Origin of the sequence: Asaia sp. BMEF1, assembly GCF_051628905.1 — a bacterium.
Taxonomy (GTDB): domain Bacteria; phylum Pseudomonadota; class Alphaproteobacteria; order Acetobacterales; family Acetobacteraceae; genus Asaia.
Map to the genome: position 1 here is coordinate 468,952 of NZ_CP157575.1, position 20,691 is coordinate 489,642.

Sequence of the window (20,691 nt, forward strand, 5' to 3'; positions counted from 1 at the left end):
ACGCGCTCCAGTTCGAAATACGCGCCAATCCCGCGCCCGATTGACAGGCCAAGCGCGGAGATTAGGGTCACACGCGATGGTTCCCGCTAGCCGGGATGAAAAGGGAACATGGTCCGACGCCATGACTGCCCCCGCAACTGTAGGTGAAGAGAGTGATGACGCGGGCCTTTACGGCCCGGCCACTGGGTGTATCCCCCTGGGAAGGCCAGTCATCGCTCAGTGACGCACAAGTCAGGAGACCTGCCATCAGCCATGGTCACGGACGAAAACTGACGGGCGGGGTGTCCCGGAGGTGGCAGGTGCGAACCGGCCCATCGTAGTGACGTGAACAGACGGGATAAATCCGCCACCATGCGCCCTCTGCGCCCCTTCAGGTCTCTTCTTCTCGCAGGGCTTCCCCTGTTTTCCCTCCCTCAGGCTATCGCGCAGGATCAAGGCGCGAGTGACGAATATATCACCGCCCACGGTCAGAGCACCGGGCTAAATGCGCGCCCAGCTATCGGCGGCCGGCTTGGTCTCAGCCTGCAACATAATCCGGCATCGATTGCGATCATTGATCAGAAAATCATATCGCTTCGCGGCTACACGCAGGCCGAACAGGCTGCGGATGCCGCACCCGGCGTGACGTCCGGCGGGTCGCCGGGAAATCCGGCACAGCTCATGATGCGCGGGTTCAGCGGCAATCAGATCCTGATTCTGCGCGACGGGTTCTATTTCGGGCCTACCACCATGGTGAACCGCCCCCTGAACGCCTTTAATCTCGAGGCGGTCGAGGTACTCAAAGGCCCCTCTTCCGTTCTCTACGGACAGGGCGCCGTGGGCGGCACGGTCGATATGCGCACACGCAGCCCCGACCCCGATCGCGCGCATCTCGATGCGCTGGTTTCCTATGGCAGCTTCAATAGCTGGAACGCCGGTATTGGCGGCTCCTTGCCGCTCTCATCCACTCTGGCGATACGCAGCGATTTCAGTCGCACCTCTTCCGATGGCTATGTCAAAGGTGCCAATCCACACAGCAATGACTGGACGACCACCCTGCTCTGGCACCCGTCGCAGAATTTCTCGGCACGGCTGGGCATGGATTATCTGACTGACGAACTCTCGACCTATTACGGCGCCCCACTGGTACCCGGCTCCGCCGTGCAGGACCGGGCCGGTGGGCTGCTCCATTCATCAAGCGGCCTGGTTGTCAGCAAGGCCTCGCTCTGGCGCAACTACAATGTCGCCAACCCCCGCGCCAGTTCGGTCAATGCAACACCGACGCTGCATCTGAACTGGATCGTGAACGACCGCCTCACCCTGCATAACAAGGCCTATTTTTCCTACGCCAAACGGCGTTGGGACAATGCCGAGAGCTACAGCTATATCGGCAGCAGCGGCGCTGTCGATGCGAGCGGTGCTGCAATCGCGCCGGGGCGGATCGGGCGAGACCGGTTTTACGTCTATCAGAACCAGCATCAGGTGGGCGACACGATCGACGCCCGGTTCGACACTACGGTGTTCGGGTTGAAGAACCGGCTGGTGATCGGTGGAGACGCCTATTATCTGCGTTTCATCCGCAATCGTGGTTTCCCCGATGCCAGCTATGCCGACAGCGTCTCACTGATTGACCCCGAAGGCAGCGCATTGGGGAATTTCGAAGGGGAATACCCCTACCGTAAATCGCCCACCACCCTGATCGATGCCGGGCTTTTTCTGGAGGATACGCTTTCAATAACACGCACTCTGCGTCTGGTCGGCGGGTTCCGCTATGACTGGCTCTCGCTCGACCGGCAGAACTACAACCAGAACGGTCAGTACAATGCGGCGACAAGCTTCAAGGGTCACTACAACCCGGCCAATTTCCGCGTCGGCCCGGTTTACGACATTCTACCCAATGTGAGCCTGTATGGCGTTTATACGACCGCAGAAGACCCGCCGGGCTCAAACCTGTTTCTCGCCAATAAGGGGCAGTTCAGCCGTCTGAGCCACTCAAGCCAGGGGGAGATCGGCGTCAAGGCAAGCGCGCTCTCGGGTCGGCTCGTCACCACGCTCTCCCTTTTCGATATCAGACGGACACGGGTTTTGGTCCAGACCGGTCAGGATGCCGTCTCGACCGCGGGAAGTCAGCATTCGCGTGGCATGGAGGCGCAGGCCGATTGGCGCCTCGACCGCCATTGGACCCTCTCGGGCAATGTCGCCTACACGGACGCGCATTACGGCACGTTCTATCCCGATGCCGCGACAGATGCGTCGGGCAATCTGGTTCCGAATGTCCCGGCAGTGACGGCCAATCTCTGGGCTGTCTGGTCTGCGGCATTCGACCTTCCCGTCGATCTGGGGGCAGGCATGCGCTATGTTTCGTCACGCAAGGGAGACTTCGCCAACATGCTCTCTCTCAAGGATTACGCCCTCGTCAACGTGTTCGCGGGCTGGCATCTACGCAAGGGTTTCACGCTCTATGGTCGCATCGACAACCTTGCCAACAAGCATTTCGTGCAATGGGCCGATACGAGTTACCCATCCGAGGTTCTGATCGGCGCGCCCCGTTCTTTTTCGATCAGCATGCAGGCAGGATTCTGATAGCCGCTTCCGATTCCTGAACTTCTCTGTTCTTCAGTGCGACAGTTTGGACGCGAGAGAACGTGGTCACCGCCACGATAGCCAGGCGGCGACCACATTTTCTTCAGGCTTCGCCTTGCGTATTGGTCGATAAAGGCTTCGGCATGGTTGTATTGACAGGGTAAATTGTCATCAGGCGCTTCACACGAAGAGTCAGGCGCGGGTGACTCAGGCAGATCTCGCGGCAGAACCCGGCAAAGCCAAGCATGCGTTGCTCCTGAGCGACAAAAGCGATCGGGTTCATCTTGTGGTTCAAACGTTTGGCGCCGCAGGCAAGCATCTGCAACGCAGTGAACGCCTCATTTTCGTTTTCGAGAAGAGACGCGCCTACAGCGTCGCAGCTATACTCACGTGCGCGCGAATAGGCCGGGTAGAGAAACGGCACGATGACTGCCGGGTAACGAATGAGTTGCTTCAACGGGTTGAGATGTCCAAGCACATGGTGAGCGATCTCGTGCCCGATGACGAAGCGAAGCTGCGCATTATCTTCAGCTTCCACAAGGGCCGAGGTCAACAGCACATAGCGTCCGCGCGACAATCGAAGAGAGAGCGCATTCATTGCGCCATGGGAATTATAGACAAAAGCTTCAGGTGCTGCTTTCAAACCCAAATTCTGACTGACTTCGGCGAAGATGGCGTGTAGTTCTGGAAACTGGCGCTCAGACAGCGCCACCATATTGCCGAGCATCCACGCGCGGAACAACGCTGAGAAGAATTTCATCATGACCCAAAGCAGCGCGCCGTAAATCGCTACGAGGATCAGTGCAGCAACTACGTTTTTCTGCACCAAAATACTCAAAATAATCACTAACCAGAACGTACATCCGATGATCGTCAGGGCTGCGCCATAGCGCTTTTCTTTAGGGTGAATGCAGGCTGAAACATGTGGTGACATAATCATCCTTCCAAAAACAAATAAAATCTAATTTGAACATACCTATCGAAATATAGAATTACTATATGGCAAATTTCAAAAAACTATTTCTTCAATACCCCACATGAAAATGCGACATTCTGCTTCGACTCAACCTGCTTCATAGCTTCGAAAGTCGGGTTTGCGCTTTCTCTCCCATCCACGCTATCCTGAGATGAAACATCGAAAGGGTGGGTATGAGCGATCTGACTGCGGTCCTCGCAGACATCGGTATTTTTGTCTGCGTCCCCTGGGTGCTTTGGCGCCTGCTTGGCCGCGTCATACCCATTGCTGTCATTCCGATCCTGATCGGTATCATGGCGGCGGTCTGGCACTTGCCACTCAAAGAGCTTGGTATCCCTTCTTTCTATGGCGATACTATCGGTTGGATCGCTGTACTGGTGCTCGCCTTCACCGCAGGAATGGAAATGTGGCAGCACCCCGAGGGCCAGACTACAGAAAACGCCCTGCCAAAGCCGAGCCTCGCGCGCCTGTTAGGCGGTGCTGCCATGGCGTTGGGAGGGCCGTTTCTGATAGGGACGATCCTCGTTTACTACTTCTTCCTGCCACTACCCGGCTGGCACGCTCCTGCCGTCACACCCGCGATCGCGGCCGCATCCATAGGTCTGTGCATTGCCGTCAGTGCCCTGCCTGTGCTCATCGGCATCGTCAGGGAATTGCCGATCGCAGACAGGCCCATCGGCCAGCTTGCACTTAAACTCGCCGTGATCGACGATGCAACGCTCTGGATTGGCCTAGCCCTCTTGCAGTTTTCTGCTGAACGTCAGACCGCCATGCATAGCTGGGGCCTGCGTGAAGGTGGCGCAGCCCTCCTCCTTATCGCTCTCGCGGTTGGCGGCTCACTGGCGTCACGCCATATACGCAACCCGCCGCGACTGCTGATCTGGGCTGTGGTGCCGCTTTATCTCAGCCTGGGTTCCTGGGCGAGCATGACTTTGGGCTTGCACGAGCTGATCGGCGCTTATTTTGCCGGCGCTTTCATGCCGCCCTCATGGGTGAGACGCCTGCCCTTCGAAGCCATCTCAACTCTTGCTCTGGTCTGGGTCGCTCCTCTCTTCTTCGGTCATAGCGGCATGCGCATCAACGGCGATGCCCTGACCTGGCCGTCCGTCCTGGCCTCTCTTTCGCTCGTCGTCATCTCGATCGTGGTCAAGATGGGTTCGATCTATATTTTCCCGCCTACTGCTGGGCTGTCCCGGCGTCAGACCCTAGGTCTCGGCGCCCTGCTGCAATGCAAAGGATTGATGGAAATCGTAGCCGCCACAATCCTCCACGAACAGGGCATGCTGTCTGAATTTGCCTTCGCGTCGCTCATGGTTCTGGCGGTCATCTCAACCCTGCTCACCGGACCTCTTTTCCATCTGCTCAAACCGAGGAGACCGGTTACCTCGTAAGAGATAGCCGCACAGCTCGGCTCTCATCGAGACTTGTGAGCCGTGTAGCATCTGACAGTCGTGAGATTGCTCATAAGGAGGCAAAGAGGTCGCTGCGCGTGGAGATCTTTCGATCCTTATGAAACACGAAACGTTTGAATATATCGAATTGTGCCCGCTGCCCCCCCCCCGTCTACGTTGAGCCAGATTAGGAGGATCACGACGTGGTAGAGGAAAGAAAAAGACGATAAAGCATCTATCGTCATAGGGCATGAAATCGGGCGTCAGTGCTCGGCGACATCGGGTCTAAGACGCAGCTCGTTCGCCACCCAGCGCGTTTCCCTTAGTCGAGATATTTACGTGCTAACGGATGTAGCTGATACGCCGTATCAGGCATTGTTTCCTTATTATGCAATGCAAGCACTTACCGCGTTGCCGTTAATTGGCAGCAGCTTTCCGTGTTGCAACAGGAGAGTGAGACCTCCTATTTTCGCCGCACAGGAGACGTATATTCAACCACGGGATCGCGCATGATATTGCGCAACGCGTTGAAATCCTACTTTTCCAGTTATATTACGCCATACGGTTACCACGGCACCGGATCGCTCGCTGCATCCGTCTGTACGCAGCCGACCTTGCACGCCTGACTCACCGAGAGTTATCCTCTGCAAACATCTTACGGGCTTATACTACTTTATAACCCTTTTCCTGTTTTTTGGGTTGAGATGCGCGTACGGCGATAGCTGTGCGTGTAGACTGCGCTGGCGCCCAGTCCTGCCTGTTTTGAGTGCTGAGGGGGATACCGGAACGCAAAAGAACGCCTCGCGCTGTGAAGCTGAGACGTTGAATGGGAATTTTTTGGATATGGTTGCGGGGGAAGGCAACCAACGATACTTGCGATTGGTGGACCGCGAGATACCCCGCCGCGCCGCATGAGAAAGCGACCATGCCATGGACCCATGGGCTTATCCAATTGAAATCCTTGCCACAGGCAATAGGCCGCATAGATGATCCCACATCATGGTCATTATATGAAGCGCTCCGTCATATCTGAGACCACATTCCTCTCCGGCGCCTTCGATCCATCAGGGCTAATCGCGACGGAACGGCTGAGCAATATGCTGCATATCACGAGGGGTGAACTGGCCGCCACGCTAGGTCTGTCACGTGACGCCGTCTCCAAAAGCGCCCGCCTCGGCCGTCCCGCCACCCAGCCGAAGCTGCGCGACATGGTCGATGTCCTCAATCGCGTCCGCCCATGGGCGGGCTCAGCCCAACAGGCTTTCGCATGGTACCAGTCACACCCCCTGCCCTCCTTCAGTGACCAGACTGCCGAGGCGCTCGTCCGGGAGGGACGCGCCGATGCCGTCCGGCGCTACCTAGATAGGATTCAACCGGCGGTTACGTGTGAGGTTTTCCGGACGGGTATTCCGGGCTCACAATCCCTGCTGGTCTTTCACCCCCCTGTCAGGCGACGGTGCGGCGCATCGCGGCGGGCGATTCAATCCAGTCGGCACACATGCTTTTTATACATCACTTCGGATAAAAAGCGCCCAGCTTGAAGCCCAGTAGGGTTTTCCTTTCTAACCTCAACCTGAACTGCCCCGGGTTTACCGGAGAGTAAAACACTCGGAGGATGAACCCTATGGCAGAGAAGAAGAAGGCATCGCGTTATTCGCCTGAGTTCCGTGAGCGCGCCGTGCGCCTTCTGGACGAACATCGATCGGATTACCCGAGCCTATCGGCGGCCTGTCGCGAGATTGGTGGCAAGCTGGGCTGCTCGAGCGACAGTCTGCACGACTGGTGGAAGCAGGCCCGACGGGACGCTGGGGCGCGACCGGGGCCGACCTCGGCCGAGACTCCCAACCAGCTCTGGGTCTCGGACTTTACCTATGTCCAGACCTGGAATGACATGGTCTATGTGGCATTCATCATTGATGTGTTCGCCCGCAGGATCGTGGGCTGGAAGGTCTCGAATTCCATGACCACCCAGCTCATGCTCGACGCCCTTGAACAGGCCATCTGGGAACGAAAGCTTGCGGGAAACAAGGCGCTGATCCATCATTCGGACCGTGGATCACAATACCTGTCGATCCGGTATACCGAACGCCTGGCGCTGTCTGACAACGATGCCTCGGTCGGCACGGTTGGTGACAGCTACGACAATGCACTGGCGGAGACGATCAACGGTTTATACAAGGCCGAGGTCATCCATCATCTGGGGCCATGGAAATCCATGGCGCAGGTCGAACGGGAAACCCTCAAATGGGTGGACTGGTATAATAACCGACGCCTGTTGGCGCCAATCGGCTACAGGCCTCCCGCAGAAGCTGAACGGGCCTTTTATGCAGATCAGAGCAGGCCTGATCTCGCAGCCTGATTACTGAACAAATCGCTCTCCGGTAAACCCGGGGCAGTTCAGTTACCCCCAACCCGACAGCCTGCTAGAGGATTTTGGATCCGCCGAGATCATTTTCATGGTGCTTTCTTATATAATCCGTTATTTTTTGATCAAATTCTCTAATTCCAAAAAATTCTGTATTTATATTTATAACACTATATATAAAATTACCTCGATATTTTAAATTTTCATCGTCAGTAATAAAAAAATCTGCCTTCCATGCATGCATTAAATGCTCAGAGTCTCGATAACTACTCTTCAGCTTCCTTTTATCTGATTTTTTTGGTACTTTGTATTTTATAAAATCCAAAAAATCCCATATATTTTTTACATTATCAATAAAATCTGTATCAGAATCACATTTGGTACTTTTATTTATTAAATCTTTTAGAGAAAAACTATAAGCTTTAAATAAAATATATCCACTTAAATATTCATATAAATTATCATCTATGTTTTGTAAAAATTTGTTTATATCGTCGTTTATTTCGGACACAACATCTATCGATATTTTTTTTTCGTCTCTCATACAATCATCAATATGAGGCTGAAAAATTTTTATGTTTTCTGCAGCCTCCGTCACCGGATACCATAACAAGACTCTATCTACAGTATTTTCTATTTCTTCGCTTCCAAAAGATAATTCACCTTCGCACTTTATAAAAATATTATTATTGCAGATATCAGATAAACTCTTAAAATATTCTTTTAAATATAGTTTGTTCATTTTTATACCATCTTCTGTTGCATAAGAACTGTATGCAAATACAGATCCTGAAATATCTATATATTTCCGGAACCTCGAAAGATATTTCGGAGAACTTGATAATTTTGAGATAAAATTTTGGTCTACATAAAATATAGTTTTTTCAAATTTCGATTTTTTAAATGAAAAATTCTGTTTATTCGATAGACCAGCATGTGAAATAATAATATCATTACATTTTTCAATTCTCCACGAATAATATTCTAAAGACAACCTCTTTATACACAACTCAATATCATTAATATAATTTATAAATTTCGTTAAAAACGAACTATCTAATTTTTGTTCAATATATTTTTTTGCTGAAAAAATATCAGATTCTACTTCTATTTTTTTATTGACTACGGAAAATTTGTTACATATATGATTTATTATTTCTGTATGTTTATGGTTTATATTAACTATCTCCGTTAAAAAACTATTTAAAGCCCTTTCAGATGATATAAAATCATATTTCCCGTCGCATTCGGACGAGCAGTCTTCCGGAACGTTTAAGTTCCTTGATTCCCTTATAACATCGAAATATTTTTCTTCATGAGATGATGAAAAATTTCCAAAATCTGAGATCAAGTCCTCTATCCACGCTTCGTTTGCATATGCCCTAGCAAGAAGATATCCACATATTTCACTCACTAGATCTTCCTTTTCTGAATTTTAGCGGAGTCTATCGTCGAAATAAGGTGCCGCAAAATAACAACTTCGTTGCGAAAATAATCTTTCTCACATTCCATTATAACGTCTCTAGTCCCGCAGCTTTCTGCATTCGCGTTTCCAATTCATTAGAGCGTATTGTGGATAGCTTGAATTGTGAGGATTCCCAATTGGGACGAAATGTGATTCCTATTTTGGACTAGTGGAGGAGGCCGGTCCATGATGCCGAGAGCGTATTCACAGGATTTGCGTGACCGTGTGATCGACGCGGTGACGACGGGCGGCATGAGCCGTCATGCGGCTGCGCGCCGATTTGGCATCAGTATCGCCTCGGCCATCAGATGGGTGCGGCTTTTCGAGCGAAGCGGTAGCCGGACGGATCGCGGCACAGGCGGCCACCAGCCCTCGTCGGTCAGGCGCCATCGTGAACGGCTGCTTGCGCTGGTGGAGAAGGAATTCAGCCTGACACTGCGGGCGATGTGCGAGCGGCTGCAAAAAGAGCGGGGCGTGAAGGCCGATCGCTCGATCCTGTCGCGGTTTTTCCGTGCCGAGGGCATCACTATCAAAAAAAACCGTGCTCGCCAGCAAGCAAAACCGGCCGGACGTGGCGCGAAAACGAACATGGTTCGGACCTGTGGCTGGGGGCGACGCGGTCATCGGGTGCGAGACACCACTCCACACAAACACTGGAAGACCCTTGGACTTGCTACGGTTTTGTGCCGGTATGTGATCTTGTTAGGCGGCTTTGGCCTCGAAAGCGAGTGGGCTGATGCTGCCGAGATATGAATGGCGGCGTCGCGGGTTGTAGAAGCCATTGACGTACTGGAAGATGGCGGCGGTTGCCTGCCGCCGAGTGGGCCATGTCTGTCGTCAAAGCATTTCGGCCTTCAGGCTCTTGAAGAAGGTCTCCACGGCTGCATTGTCGAAGCAGTTTCCTTTGCCGGACATGGATAGCATCATCCTGTATTCCGTCAGTTTCTGCTGGAAATCGTGCGAACAATACTGGCTGCCACGATCAGAGTGGAAAATACAGCCAGGCGACGGATCGCGCAGTCGCACCGCCATGTCGAGCGCTTTGATTGCAAGGTCCTTTTTCATCCGGTCGCTCGCGGCCCAGCCAATGACGCGTCGGCTGAACAGATCGATGACGACAGCCAGGTAAAGCCAGCCCTCGTTTGTCCAGATGTAGCTGATATCGCCTGCCCATTTCCGGTTGGAAGCGTTGGCCACGAAATCGCCGTTTAGAACATTGGCTGCAACACCAAGGGAATGACGGCTGTCGGTTGTGACTTTGTGACGACGGATGCGCACTGGGCGTATCCCGTTGAGTTTCATCAGCCGCCCCACACGACGTTCGCCGACATCGAGCCCCGCCTCCTTGAACTCCATGGTCATCCGAGGGCGACCATAGGTGTGGTTGCTCAGGGCAAAATGCTCTCGGATATGCGCCAGTGCCTTCAAGTCGATGCGTTGGCGCAGGCACACCGGCCTTACTTTCCACGCCCGATAGCCACGCGTCGAGACCTGCAGAACCTGGCACAATCTTTCGATGGACCAGTCATGGCGGTGCTCACGGATAAAGGCGAACCTCACGTCTTTTGGCTCGCGAAGAACTGCGCAGCTTTTTTAGGATCTCCCTCTCCTCCCGAAGAACGCCGTTTTCCAGGCGAAGACGCTCGTTCTCCCGAGCAAAATCTGTCTGTGATTCGGGTGCTGACAGTTCGGCGGTCCGATACTGCGAAATCCAGTGCCCAAGCGTCGATTTGCCAATCCCCAGATCCGCCGCCACGCGGGTCCGTGATAAACCGCTGCTCAAGGCAATCCTCACCGCTTCTCGGCGAAATTCTTCTGTGTGCGTTACAGCCATGATCTCGTGTATTCCCCGATGCGAGCTTAAAACGCTCAGTCAACCGAAACAAAACCGTAGCAAGTCCAGTAAACGTTGCCGCGCGGGTGTGCCGCATGGCCATTGCAAGACCACGACCTTCACTGGGGCGCTGCGCGCCACCGGCCTGACCGCGCCGTTCGTGCATGATGGGGCGATGAACGGTGCCGTATTCCAGACCTATGTTGAGCAGGTGCTCGTGCCGACCTTGCGGCCTGGCGATATCGTCATCCTCGACAATCTGCCTGCCCATAAAGGAACCGTAGCGCGCGAGGCTATGGAGGCGGTCGACGCCAGGCTGTTGTTTTCCCGCCCTACAGTCCTGACTTCAACCCAATCGAGAATATCTTCACCAAAATGAAGCGTGGATCAGACGGGCGGCACCTCGAACCCTCGACGCTCTTCAGGATACGCCCTGTGGAGCAATTGACGATATCTCTCATCGTCAGGCCGCTGCATGCTTCACCGCCGCTGGATATGAACCAGACTGATCGGATTATGCCCTGGCATTTTGGTCTTGCCGCTGCCACAACCTGCGAGCACGACGTAATGTCCCATCGAGTTATAGGCTGCTTGCTGGTCTGGATTACGGGCTAGGTCCGCCGCTTGAGTCAGATGAGCGGCGCTGACACTACGCAAGGGCATCGCGAATCTGCTCCAACGCCTGCCCTCGTTCGACGACCAGACCTCCGAAACGCTCGTCCGGAAGAGCCCAACCGACGCCGTCCACCGGTATCTCGACCGGTCGGCGACTGTAGCATGTGAGCAAAAAGTCCGGCTTTGGCGGTAGGCCAAAAAGCAACCCGACCCGCTGTGTAAGACTGCAGTCATGCATTTTTCTTATCATCTATCTGCATGAATTGGCAGCCATCAACCATAAGAAACAGTGTGATGCATATCCCGCGCGCGTCAGGGTCATAGGTGACCCGCCAATTCTGAGTGACAGGACGCATTTTGTGCGTTATCAATAGTCCGGTAAGGGTATTTTTAATATACACAATTCGCAACACATAATTAAAGACCCGTTGCGGCAGAACATCCTTACGAGACCGAGAAGTAAAGATAAGACTGAATCATTCGAACGAAAAATAGCATGAATCATTCGGACAAAATAGCGGCGGACAAAACTTCTCTTGGGTTTGAATTCCAAGATCTCGTTTACATCGAAAAGCTTATAGAACTCAGACCAGGACAAACGTTAGGTCTTGAGGTCCACGACGATATTCATATAGAGACTGCTGCAAACGACGCGTCCATCGAAAACTTTCTGCTTGTTCAAGTCAAGCACTCTGTCGATTCCGGTAATATTACAGACCGAGATATTGACCTATGGAAGACCATCTACAACTGGCTCAAGCTCGTTCCAAGCCTACCATCTTCCCGAACACTCAGATTTCAACTTTACACCAATAAGAGTATCAACAACCAAGCGTTTGTAAGCTTACTAAAAGCTCCGCTTCATAACATTCAGGCAATTCTAGATCACATAAGAAAGACAAATCAAGAAATTTCCGCAGCGGAATCAAAAAAGAAGCCAGATGATTCACCGAATCCGCTTGCAAAATACGTGCAGTCCATTTCGCAAGCACACGACGAAGAACTAAAATTTATATTCGAACGATTTGAGTTTTATTCTGATAACTCGTCCATCATCTCAAGGATATCTTCTGCACTGAGACAGCTTTCTATTCCGACATCACGCTTAGAAGATACCAGAAAGCACGTGATCGGCGCATTCAAGGAGTCGAAATTCTCGCGAATTATAGCAGGAGAAAAAGTCGCAATCACTTTCGACGATTTCCGAATCGCCATGGGATTTGATAGAATCATTAGATCAGCCAGAGCGGAACCCACAGATTTTGAGCAATTTGTCGACATATATTACAGCTATCAACGGCCAGACAGGCTATCTTTTATTAACAGCAAATTTCACGATCAACTTAAAGACATTGGCATTAGTGATAATGAAATCGTTGACCGCGGGGTTGAAATGATGCTGGCAGAGCAATTTATGGAGTCTCTCCAGAAAGCTGGTTCATTTAGTGCGACTGAAAATTCAAGACTAGAAAATAAAGCTTTTACTGAATGGAAACTTTTACACAACCAATCACATCGCAATGCAATCGACGGTGATGAGGCGGCACATCAGAAAGCATCACTGGGCTGCTACGACCAAACGATGCGCAATCCCCTAAAAGCTGGCAATATCGAGCTTCCTAGTAACTTGAGCTGTGGAAAATACATTAAGCTCTCCGACATTCCTCGCATCGGGTGGCGCAAGAACTGGCAGAACAGGTTCTGAAAATGAATCGCGTGTCCCAAAACGAGTTGATCGGTACTGTCGCTATCCAAAGCGCGCTGGAAAATTCAACAGAACGCCGTCTATCTCTAGCTAAAACGATGCTAGTCCTGCCCTTACTTTTTGATAGGATCATACGCTCAGTCCTAAAGAGGAAAAACAGCATCGTATTGAGCAGCAAGGATCTCTTAATTTCCAACCCAAATGCATTTGTCACGTTACGCACAAGATATGAGGATTTGACCATCACTTCGTTGAATACGATACTTCTTGCACAAGAACTGGGCATGGCGACACTAGAGAACGATCACCTAGTACTCAAGAAGAGAATATTTCTTCAAGAAAACTTGCAGATCGGAAAAATTGCGTCAGATATTTTGGCGTCCGGCCCCAAACTTGCTCTAATTTTGGGCGAAAATACGGCAGACCTCTATCAAACATTTAGGATTGAGCTGTGAGCAATATTCAGATCTCAAATCTTGTTCTTTGGCAAAAAAATGGCATCAAACGAACGCTTAACTTTCTACACAATCGCGTGAATGTCATCACAGGCGATTCCGGAAAGGGTAAATCATCGATTTTATTTATAATTGATTATTGTCTTCTAGCACGTGAAACCACGGGCATATCGAAAACAAACATCGATTCTAAGGTAGACTGGTACGGCATCAAAATTTCCATAGACGGCAAAGAACTTGTCATCGCACGTCCCTCTGAGAGCAACGGAGCGACGGACCAAGCATATTTCAGCGAGAACGGCACCATCCCAACTTTACCCATACTAAACGTCCAAATCGACAATCTGAAGAAAGTGCTTAGCAGCGCCTTTGGCATCGATACCGAGTTGCGGGTACCCTACGGCGGTCGATACATCAAGGCAGGATCAAAAGTTTCTTTTCGAAATTTCCTCGCTTACAGCTATCAAGACCAAAATACAATTGTCGCGCCAAACCATCTCTACATTCGGCCTACCGATGGCCGCTACCAAGAGGCTATCGAACGGACGTTTCGAATGGCCATTGGGGCGGAGAATGTGAGCACAGCACTTGCTCGAAATCGCCTTGCTGAACTGGAACGAAGGAAAGCGGTTCAGGCTAGAAAAAATGAGTCTTACGCCAAATCTGCAAATGCTTTTTCGGAAGAGGTAGAGGCTCTATCCAGTGAGGCCTACTCGCTTGGTGTGATCGAGCGCAAGCCTGAATCGTACGAAGATAGCTTCACTGCACTTCGCGAATTAGTGGCAACCCCCGTAGCTCCAAGTGACCATAAACGTGAAGTCGAGAGGTTCGAGCGTGAAATTTTCAGCTTGTCTGCCAAAAATCGTCAATTGAAAGCGTTCATCGACGGCAAACCTGCATTCACTATTGCATTGAAGGAAACCGAGGACGCACTCAAACCTGTTAACGCGTTCAATTCACAAGCCGACGACATATTTCCTTCCCAGTTTGCCAACGAAGTCATTGCTAGGTTACAGCGAGAACTATCCGACATAAAATTATCATTACGAGATCGTAAAATCTTTCCTTTCTTAGACGAAGTCAAAAATATTTATGAGGAAAACGAGAATAAAATCCAAACACTCAGAGAAGAATTGTTAAAAATCAAAACAAAACAGCCAATCCAATACAATCCTAATGATTATTATCGTTACTTGGGACGTCTGGAAGCAAAACTTGAAGTCTACCGTCAAAGCGAAGACCAGGTCATTCAACCACCGCAAGACGATCTCGACGACTCTATTGCCGACCTACGGCAGAAAGTGGAACAGAACGATGAGAAAAGTCTGTTAGCGAAGCAAGAATTGAATCGTTTGATTAACAAACGGCTTACGACACTACCGCTAAAGGGTTACAATAATTTCTCCGCTTTTTATTATGAGAAAGAAAAACTGATTCACCTCCATTCATCTGATCTGGCGACAATAGAAAAAATGCCTGATGTGGGAAGTGCATCAAACTATCTTTATATCCACGTTTCCTATTTCCTCGCATTGCACGAGATCGCCAAGACAAGGCAGATCCCTTGGGTTCCCTCTTTCTTGGTGCTTGATCAGGTCAGCACGCCATATTTCTCAAGCGATGGTAAGCCCAACGATGATATCCGTAGCTTGGATAAAATTTTGATAGAATTAAACAAGTTCGTCATAGATATGGACAAATTTGGTGGTTTCCAGATTATCTTATTAGAACACATCGACAAAGAACACTGGGCTTCACTGAATCTGGACCGGTTCTATCTTGTGGACAACGAACTCCGCGACAACTATGGCCTTATTCTAGAAGCTCCGGGAGATGAAAGTCCGGCAGAACCGCCCAAGTAGAGGTGAACTGATGCCCTTAGCCAATGAACTGGCTTGAAGTTCTTCTTTTTTTGGATCGCCTCGGGCCGAAATTTCTGTGGTAGCAGATGCACCAAATTGGTGGCTGGATGAAACATGCCCGATTGGGTTCAATATCGGTATGGCTGAATTATTGGTTGTGCAGACCTTGACCGAGAAGCGTGCCGAGGTCCTCGGACGGATCAGGGCCTATGAGGCTCAGATCGCACAGGCGAAGCCTGATCTGGCTCATGTAAACGCGACAATCGAGCTATTTGCTGCACCCGAACGACAGCGCATCCGTTACATGGTCAGCCATGGATTTTTCAAAAGGGGGCGAGATCGCCGATATCTGCACGAGCCATCTCGGGGTGGATGGCACGATGAATATACACCAACGCGCTGAACGTGTCATGGCCGAACGCGGCCTCGACACTTCGGATACGACGTTACGCAATTTTGTCGTGTTCAAGGTTGTCCAGGCCCTCCACCACGCCAGACGCTGCAAGCTCCTCCGTATTGGTCGCAAAGCGTAAAGGCACGTGCGTCTGGGCACCAAGGGACGGCATCACGTTGCGCGTCGTCGCCAGTAGCCCTTCCGTGCCCGACTGACGGTCACTGCCAACGCTCTGCCAGTCAATCGATCAGCCAGGCGCCCGTTGCTTTCTTGGCGGTGATCCTCGAGCCACGCCGCATGGGTTCCGTAGGCGTCAAGATATCGTCCATCGACCCTCAGATGATGGCCGCCGATCATGCCCCTGAGGCGAGAGAAAAGGCTTTCGGCAAAATTGGTATGCACGCCATCGCGCTGCCGATCCAGACCCGCCTCAAGCAGGGCCTTCAATTCAGCCTGCTAGGCGACAGGCCGATCCGGCGTGCTGATAGTCGCGCAGGCTATCGGGTCCTTCGGTATTGAAACGGTGAACCCAGTCTCGCAATGTCTGGCGCTCCATGTCGCCTACGCGGGCCGCAAGCCGCCTCAGGTCAGAGGCTGAATAGTCATCCCGTAGCTTTACCGCTGCCGTCATCAGTCCGATCCTCCTGCCTCAGGAGAATCATAACCGGCGCCGTTCGTCACTTCACCCACGCGTCAGTCGCTACGTCCTTTGGTATAAGCTTTCTGTCCCGGAACGTTTACGGACTTTCCCCTGATTGTGTGCTCGTCCGCACTAGGAGGAATCCTCCCAATGCATTTTGCAATTGGTAGCGGTTAGGCTGGCCCGATTTGAACCTGCGAAATTAAGTTATTGATCTTGTTAGGATTTATTTTTATTCACCCATGCATCATAGAAAAACCCCACGAACCGGTTGATTTCGTGGGGTTTTTTAGGGTGTTTCTGGTTGCGGGGGCGCGCAAGCACCGATACCCACATTCACTTCAGGCGGCAATATAATTGATTAATATCAATACACTAACGTCTTTCCTCACGACAGGCGCTTTGGCGTGCGTTCGCCGGAGAGCGAGTTTGACCAAAGTGAAGCGGTCCGCCTCCGGGCCAACGCTCTCATAGTAATTCAGCACCGAAAGTTACTCGGCGTGGGCGAACGACCCGCCGACGAATTGAGCAAGCTATCCGCGGAGCCTCAAACTGGCAGAGCGTGGTGGGCCGTCTGCTCCGCATCAGTCTGACCCGCGGCCGGTTCGCGCCTGCCGAAGAGCCCGGAGAACTCACGCTCCGGCCCTAGAAGCCAATACTTGAGCGGCAGATTGGAAGGAAGGTCAACGGGTTGATGCGCTCGGACCGGGCAAGCTGGCGGTTCAGACGGAGCCGATCTGGGTCTAAGCTCGGATGATCAGCCCCAGTTAGCAGCGATCAGCACGCAACCTGACGAGACCGCTATCGAAGTCGCCGTTACCGTTCCGAAGCCAGTCGCCAATACGGTCGGCAAGCGTATCTGCGCCCGCCCCGCGGAGGCCGCATTCCCATACAGTCGCAATGCGCCAGTCCGCGCGACGCAGGGCATCGGCCGCGTCCCTGTCGCGCACGATGTTGCGTTCGAACTTCGCACTCCAGAAGTCCGTGTTGGACGAAGGTGTGGTACACCAGTGACAGTCCTCATGGCGATGCCAGAAGCAGCCGTGGACGAAGGCAACCGCCTTGAACCGGGGGAAGACAAGATCGGGCTTGCCGGGTAGATCGGACGCATGCAACCGGTAGCGGATGCCGGCTGCGTGGAGCTTTTGCCGGAGCAAACGCTCGGGCCTCGTATCTTTGCCGCGAATGCCCGCCATCATCCGTGATCGGGTCGTCGGATCAACTACGTCCACCATGAACCTTGGCCTGTCTTTGTCTGACTGCAGATGCTATTCGTTGTGCAACATGCCAGTGGAACCGAAAGCACGCGATTCTTGTCCACATATTCTGTCGTCGATATATTTGCAGGTCCGGGAGGACTAGCCGAAGGGTTTTCGAGCGTATCGGGCAGTGACGGCACGCGCGCCTTCGACATCGCATTGTCTATTGAGAAGGATGCTGCCGCCCATTCGACGCTGCGCCTGCGGGCCTTCCTACGCCAGTTCGCCGAAGGGCTTCCCCATCGCTACTATGAGTTCCTGAACGATGGCGGTGACGAGCCCGACTGGGCAACTGAATTTCCCAGAGAATGGGCGGCAGCCGTCGCCGAGGCGTGGCAGCTCGAGCTTGGCAAGGAAGACCCCGACCTTCGCCTGAACCCTCGGCTCGACCAGATCCGCGAAAGCTCCGGCGGAAACGTCGTCCTGATCGGCGGGCCTCCCTGCCAAGCCTATTCCCTCGTCGGCAGAGCGCGAAACCAGGGCAAGGAAGGCTACGTCGCCCGCGAGGATCACCGGCACTTCCTGTACGAGGAATATATCCGGATACTGGACCGACTCAAGCCTGCTGCCTTCGTCATGGAGAACGTCAAGGGAATGCTGTCCTCGTCGGTCGACGGCAAGAACCGGATCTTCGATCAGGTGTTGAAGGACTTGGGCGGCGAGGAACGTGGCGGCGGGCGATATCATCTTATCGCCTTGGCGCCGGGAGAACGACGGCAGCTCGATTTCGGCCGCTTCGAGCCGAAAGGCAGCGACTTCGTCATACGAGCCGAGGACTTCGGCGTCCCCCAAGCCCGACACCGCGTCATAGTCGTCGGCCTGCGGTCCGATATTGCAACCGGCATACCAGATGGTGCGCTGACCCGCCTTATGGTACGTCACAGCCTCCAGGCAACGGTGGGCCAAGTGATCGTGGGCATGCCGAAGCTTAGGAGCGGCCTCAGTCGCAGTCCCGACACTGAGGACGAATGGCGGCAGATCGTGTCGGCCGCGATGACATTCATGGCGGATGTCGATACAGGACTTTCCGACGAACAACAGCTCGCCTTCACGGGCGCCGTGACCCGTCACCACGATGCGTTTTGCGCTTCGCGCCATCTCCCAGGGCGGGAAGGTCACGGCAAGGGCATCTCGCCCGACTGTCCGACCTATCTCGCCGAATGGCTGACCGACCCTCGCCTCGAAACCTTGCCCAACCATCAGGCGCGCAGTCATATGGCGAGCGATCTCGTGCGCTACTTCTTCGCAACCGTCTTCGCCGAGGTGACCGGCCGGTCGCCGAAGGCGCCAGACTTTCCCGACGAACTCGCACCGGAACACCAGAACTGGTCGTCTGGAAAATTCGCCGATCGCTTCCGGGTCCAAGTCACGACCGGTCCATCGACCACCGTCACCAGCCATATTTCGAAGGATGGTCACTACTTCATCCATCCCGACCCACAGCAATGTCGCAGCCTGTCGGTCCGGGAGGCCGCCCGGCTTCAGACCTTTCCGGACAACTACCTCTTCAAGGGCAATCGCACCCAGCAGTACGTCCAAGTGGGCAATGCGGTGCCGCCGCTTCTTGCACGCTGGATCGGCGAGGCGCTGGCCACGATCCTTGCGGCCCGTGCTGCTCCCGCCGAAAGCACGAGACTGAGCCATGTCGCCTGAGTATGACATCGCGAGCCCCGGTGCGGGCGAGCTCTTGGAGTCGCTGAGGGCCTTCGGCTATGATCTGCCTACCGCGCTCGCCGACATCATAGACAACAGCATCTCTGCCAGCGCCCGCAACATCTGGATCGACATGATGTGGAACGGTGCCTCATCGCGGATCACGATCCGGGACGACGGCACGGGCATGACGGAGCATGCGCTCCGTCAGGCGATGCGCCCAGGAAGTCTCAGCCCGCTCGAGGACCGTGCCGCGAACGATCTGGGTCGGTTCGGTCTTGGCATGAAGACGGCATCCATCTCGCAGTGCCGTTGCCTCACCGTCATGTCGAAGTCCCGCGACGGCGAGGCCTGCATCCGCCGCTGGGACCTAGACTACATCGCGTCGACCGGCACCGGCGAATGGCGTCTGCTCAAGGGTAGCCAATTGCTGAGCGATGCCGACCGTGCACTGCTCGATACGCAAGAGCAGGGAACGATTCTGTTCTGGGATCGGCTGGACCAGCTCATGGGCAATGCCACCATCGATAACGAGACCGCGCAGAAGCACTTCCGCGAGCGAGCCGATGCCGTGAAAACGCATCTCGCGATGGTGTTCCACCGCTTTCTGCGTGGCCGGAACACAATCAGGCTGCATCTCAATGGACGCCCGATCGAGCCATGGGATCCGTTCCTCGAGGATACTGACAAGGTCGATCCGCTTCCTGCCGAGACCCTTATCGCCGGCGGCGAGGCCGTGGAAGTCAAGGCGTTTATTCTGCCACACCATACGCGGATTACGCCCGCGCAGCATGCCGGAGCCGCCGGGCCACGCGGGTGGAATGCCCACCAAGGCTTCTACATATATCGGAACAAGCGTCTGCTGGTCGCGGGCGACTGGCTCGGGCTGGGCATGCAGAAGGAAGAGCATTTCAAGCTCGCCCGTATCCGTATTGACCTCACCAACTCGGCCGACCTGCTCTGGCAGATCGATGTCAAGAAATCCCGTGCACGGCCGCCTGCGGCCTTTCGTCGCGACCTGCTGCGGATCGCCCGCACGGCCCGAGGCCAAGCCTCCAGCATCTACCGTCACCGCGGCAAGGTCGTGCAGCGCAAGCTCGGCAGCAATGACCTGTTCCTCTGGAACCACGTCGTGAAGCGCGGGAAGACCTACTACAAGATCAATCGCGACCATCCACTTGTGCGCAAGGTTCTAGACACCGCCGACGACCGGGCATCTGTCCAGGCGCTCCTCGCGCTTGTCGAGCAGACAGTCCCGGCGCCGCTCATCGTGATCAATAATGCAGAGACACCCGATGGCTTCGGCCAGCCCTTCGAGGACTCCACGATCGACCTGAAGAAGGCCATGGCGGAGACGTTCCGAGCCTTGATCGAGGATGGACGAAATCGGGCCGACGCAGCTCGCGCGCTTCTGACGATGGAGCCGTTTAATCAGTATCCCGAAATAGTGGCCGTCTTTTTCGAGGAAGCCGCAGCTGCGCAATAGCAGAGGGGAAATTCGTGAGGGGAGCTCCG

General features: G+C 53.5%; 16 protein-coding genes, 3 pseudogenes and 1 riboswitch. Of the genes and pseudogenes, 12 read left to right on the forward strand and 7 right to left on the reverse strand.

Annotated elements, in window-relative coordinates:
• Positions 1-60: 60 nt before the first annotated feature.
• A riboswitch (cobalamin riboswitch) is annotated at positions 61-262 on the forward strand.
• 89 nt (positions 263-351) lie between these two features.
• Positions 352-2,562, forward strand: a complete 2,211-nt coding sequence (locus tag ABHV46_RS01995) for a TonB-dependent receptor (RefSeq protein WP_438382501.1) — start codon at positions 352-354, stop codon at positions 2,560-2,562.
• Positions 2,563-2,665: 103 nt separating this feature from the next.
• Here the strand turns inward: ABHV46_RS01995 and ABHV46_RS02000 are convergent, their stop codons facing one another.
• The gene (locus ABHV46_RS02000; RefSeq protein WP_438382502.1) at positions 2,666-3,496 is read right to left on the reverse strand and encodes a M48 family metallopeptidase; all 831 of its coding nucleotides are present in this window, start codon (positions 3,494-3,496) and stop codon (positions 2,666-2,668) included.
• 215 nt (positions 3,497-3,711) lie between these two features.
• Between ABHV46_RS02000 and ABHV46_RS02005 the strand changes: the two genes are divergently transcribed.
• The 3 genes and pseudogenes from ABHV46_RS02005 to ABHV46_RS02015 form a co-directional block, all read left to right on the forward strand.
• A complete protein-coding gene (locus ABHV46_RS02005; RefSeq protein ID WP_438382503.1) occupies positions 3,712-4,929 on the forward strand; it encodes a cation:proton antiporter in 1,218 nt (405 codons plus the stop codon).
• A gap of 1,386 nt (positions 4,930-6,315) precedes the next feature.
• Positions 6,316-6,480: an RES family NAD+ phosphorylase gene (locus ABHV46_RS02010; RefSeq protein WP_438382504.1), complete on the forward strand. Its 165-nt coding sequence runs from the start codon at positions 6,316-6,318 to the stop codon at positions 6,478-6,480.
• 280 nt (positions 6,481-6,760) lie between these two features.
• A pseudogene (locus tag ABHV46_RS02015) lies at positions 6,761-7,288 on the forward strand (IS3 family transposase); the annotation flags it as partial.
• A 64-nt stretch (positions 7,289-7,352) separates the two neighbouring features.
• On the opposite strand, the gene ABHV46_RS02020 reads toward ABHV46_RS02015, so the two are convergent.
• A complete protein-coding gene (locus ABHV46_RS02020) occupies positions 7,353-8,708 on the reverse strand; it encodes a hypothetical protein (protein WP_438382505.1) in 1,356 nt (451 codons plus the stop codon).
• A gap of 276 nt (positions 8,709-8,984) precedes the next feature.
• Between ABHV46_RS02020 and ABHV46_RS02025 the strand changes: the two genes are divergently transcribed.
• Complete coding sequence (locus tag ABHV46_RS02025) at positions 8,985-9,512, forward strand: hypothetical protein (protein ID WP_438382506.1); 528 nt, start codon at positions 8,985-8,987, stop codon at positions 9,510-9,512.
• On the opposite strand, the pseudogene ABHV46_RS02030 reads toward ABHV46_RS02025, so the two are convergent.
• Positions 9,462-10,593 (reverse strand): annotated as a pseudogene (locus ABHV46_RS02030) (IS3 family transposase). The gene ABHV46_RS02025 and the pseudogene ABHV46_RS02030 sit on opposite strands and share 51 nt — an antisense overlap.
• Before the next feature lie 88 nt (positions 10,594-10,681).
• On the opposite strand from ABHV46_RS02030, the gene ABHV46_RS02035 reads away from it, so the two are divergent.
• The gene (locus ABHV46_RS02035; RefSeq protein ID WP_438382507.1) at positions 10,682-10,972 is read left to right on the forward strand and encodes a transposase; all 291 of its coding nucleotides are present in this window, start codon (positions 10,682-10,684) and stop codon (positions 10,970-10,972) included.
• A gap of 101 nt (positions 10,973-11,073) precedes the next feature.
• Here ABHV46_RS02035 and ABHV46_RS02040 read toward each other — a convergent pair whose 3' ends face one another.
• Positions 11,074-11,256: a hypothetical protein gene (locus ABHV46_RS02040; protein ID WP_438382508.1), complete on the reverse strand. Its 183-nt coding sequence runs from the start codon at positions 11,254-11,256 to the stop codon at positions 11,074-11,076.
• 448 nt (positions 11,257-11,704) lie between these two features.
• On the opposite strand from ABHV46_RS02040, the gene ABHV46_RS02045 reads away from it, so the two are divergent.
• From ABHV46_RS02045 to ABHV46_RS02060, 4 genes are all read left to right on the forward strand, one after another.
• Complete coding sequence (locus ABHV46_RS02045; protein WP_438382509.1) at positions 11,705-12,913, forward strand: hypothetical protein; 1,209 nt, start codon at positions 11,705-11,707, stop codon at positions 12,911-12,913.
• An 11-nt stretch (positions 12,914-12,924) separates the two neighbouring features.
• Positions 12,925-13,368 carry a three component ABC system middle component gene (locus ABHV46_RS02050; protein ID WP_438382510.1) on the forward strand — a complete coding sequence of 148 codons (444 nt, stop codon included), beginning with the start codon at positions 12,925-12,927 and terminating at the stop codon, positions 13,366-13,368.
• Positions 13,365-15,230, forward strand: a complete 1,866-nt coding sequence (locus tag ABHV46_RS02055) for a DUF3732 domain-containing protein (RefSeq protein WP_438382511.1) — start codon at positions 13,365-13,367, stop codon at positions 15,228-15,230. The genes ABHV46_RS02050 and ABHV46_RS02055 overlap by 4 nt, the downstream gene beginning before the upstream one ends.
• Positions 15,231-15,544: 314 nt before the next feature.
• Positions 15,545-15,763, forward strand: coding sequence for a hypothetical protein (locus ABHV46_RS02060; RefSeq protein ID WP_438382512.1), 219 nt, complete (start codon positions 15,545-15,547; stop codon positions 15,761-15,763).
• A 32-nt stretch (positions 15,764-15,795) separates the two neighbouring features.
• On the opposite strand, the gene ABHV46_RS02065 is transcribed toward ABHV46_RS02060, so the two are convergent.
• The 3 genes and pseudogenes from ABHV46_RS02065 to ABHV46_RS02075 all read right to left on the reverse strand — a co-directional run bounded on the left by ABHV46_RS02065 (position 15,796) and on the right by ABHV46_RS02075 (position 17,499).
• On the reverse strand, positions 15,796-16,026 hold the full coding sequence (locus ABHV46_RS02065) for a hypothetical protein (protein WP_438384165.1): 231 nt from the start codon (positions 16,024-16,026) through the stop codon (positions 15,796-15,798).
• Positions 16,024-16,255: pseudogene (locus tag ABHV46_RS02070) on the reverse strand (helix-turn-helix domain-containing protein); the annotation flags it as partial. The gene ABHV46_RS02065 and the pseudogene ABHV46_RS02070, both read right to left, overlap by 3 nt.
• Positions 16,256-17,031: 776 nt before the next feature.
• Positions 17,032-17,499, reverse strand: coding sequence for a very short patch repair endonuclease (locus ABHV46_RS02075; protein WP_438382513.1), 468 nt, complete (start codon positions 17,497-17,499; stop codon positions 17,032-17,034).
• A gap of 78 nt (positions 17,500-17,577) precedes the next feature.
• Between ABHV46_RS02075 and ABHV46_RS02080 the strand changes: the two genes are divergently transcribed.
• Together ABHV46_RS02080 and ABHV46_RS02085 are read left to right on the forward strand one after the other, a co-directional pair.
• Complete coding sequence (locus ABHV46_RS02080) at positions 17,578-19,176, forward strand: DNA cytosine methyltransferase (RefSeq protein WP_438382514.1); 1,599 nt, start codon at positions 17,578-17,580, stop codon at positions 19,174-19,176.
• Positions 19,166-20,662 carry an ATP-binding protein gene (locus ABHV46_RS02085; RefSeq protein WP_438382515.1) on the forward strand — a complete coding sequence of 499 codons (1,497 nt, stop codon included), beginning with the start codon at positions 19,166-19,168 and terminating at the stop codon, positions 20,660-20,662. Before ABHV46_RS02080 ends, ABHV46_RS02085 begins: the two co-directional genes overlap by 11 nt.
• The last annotated feature ends 29 nt before the right edge of the window (positions 20,663-20,691 follow it).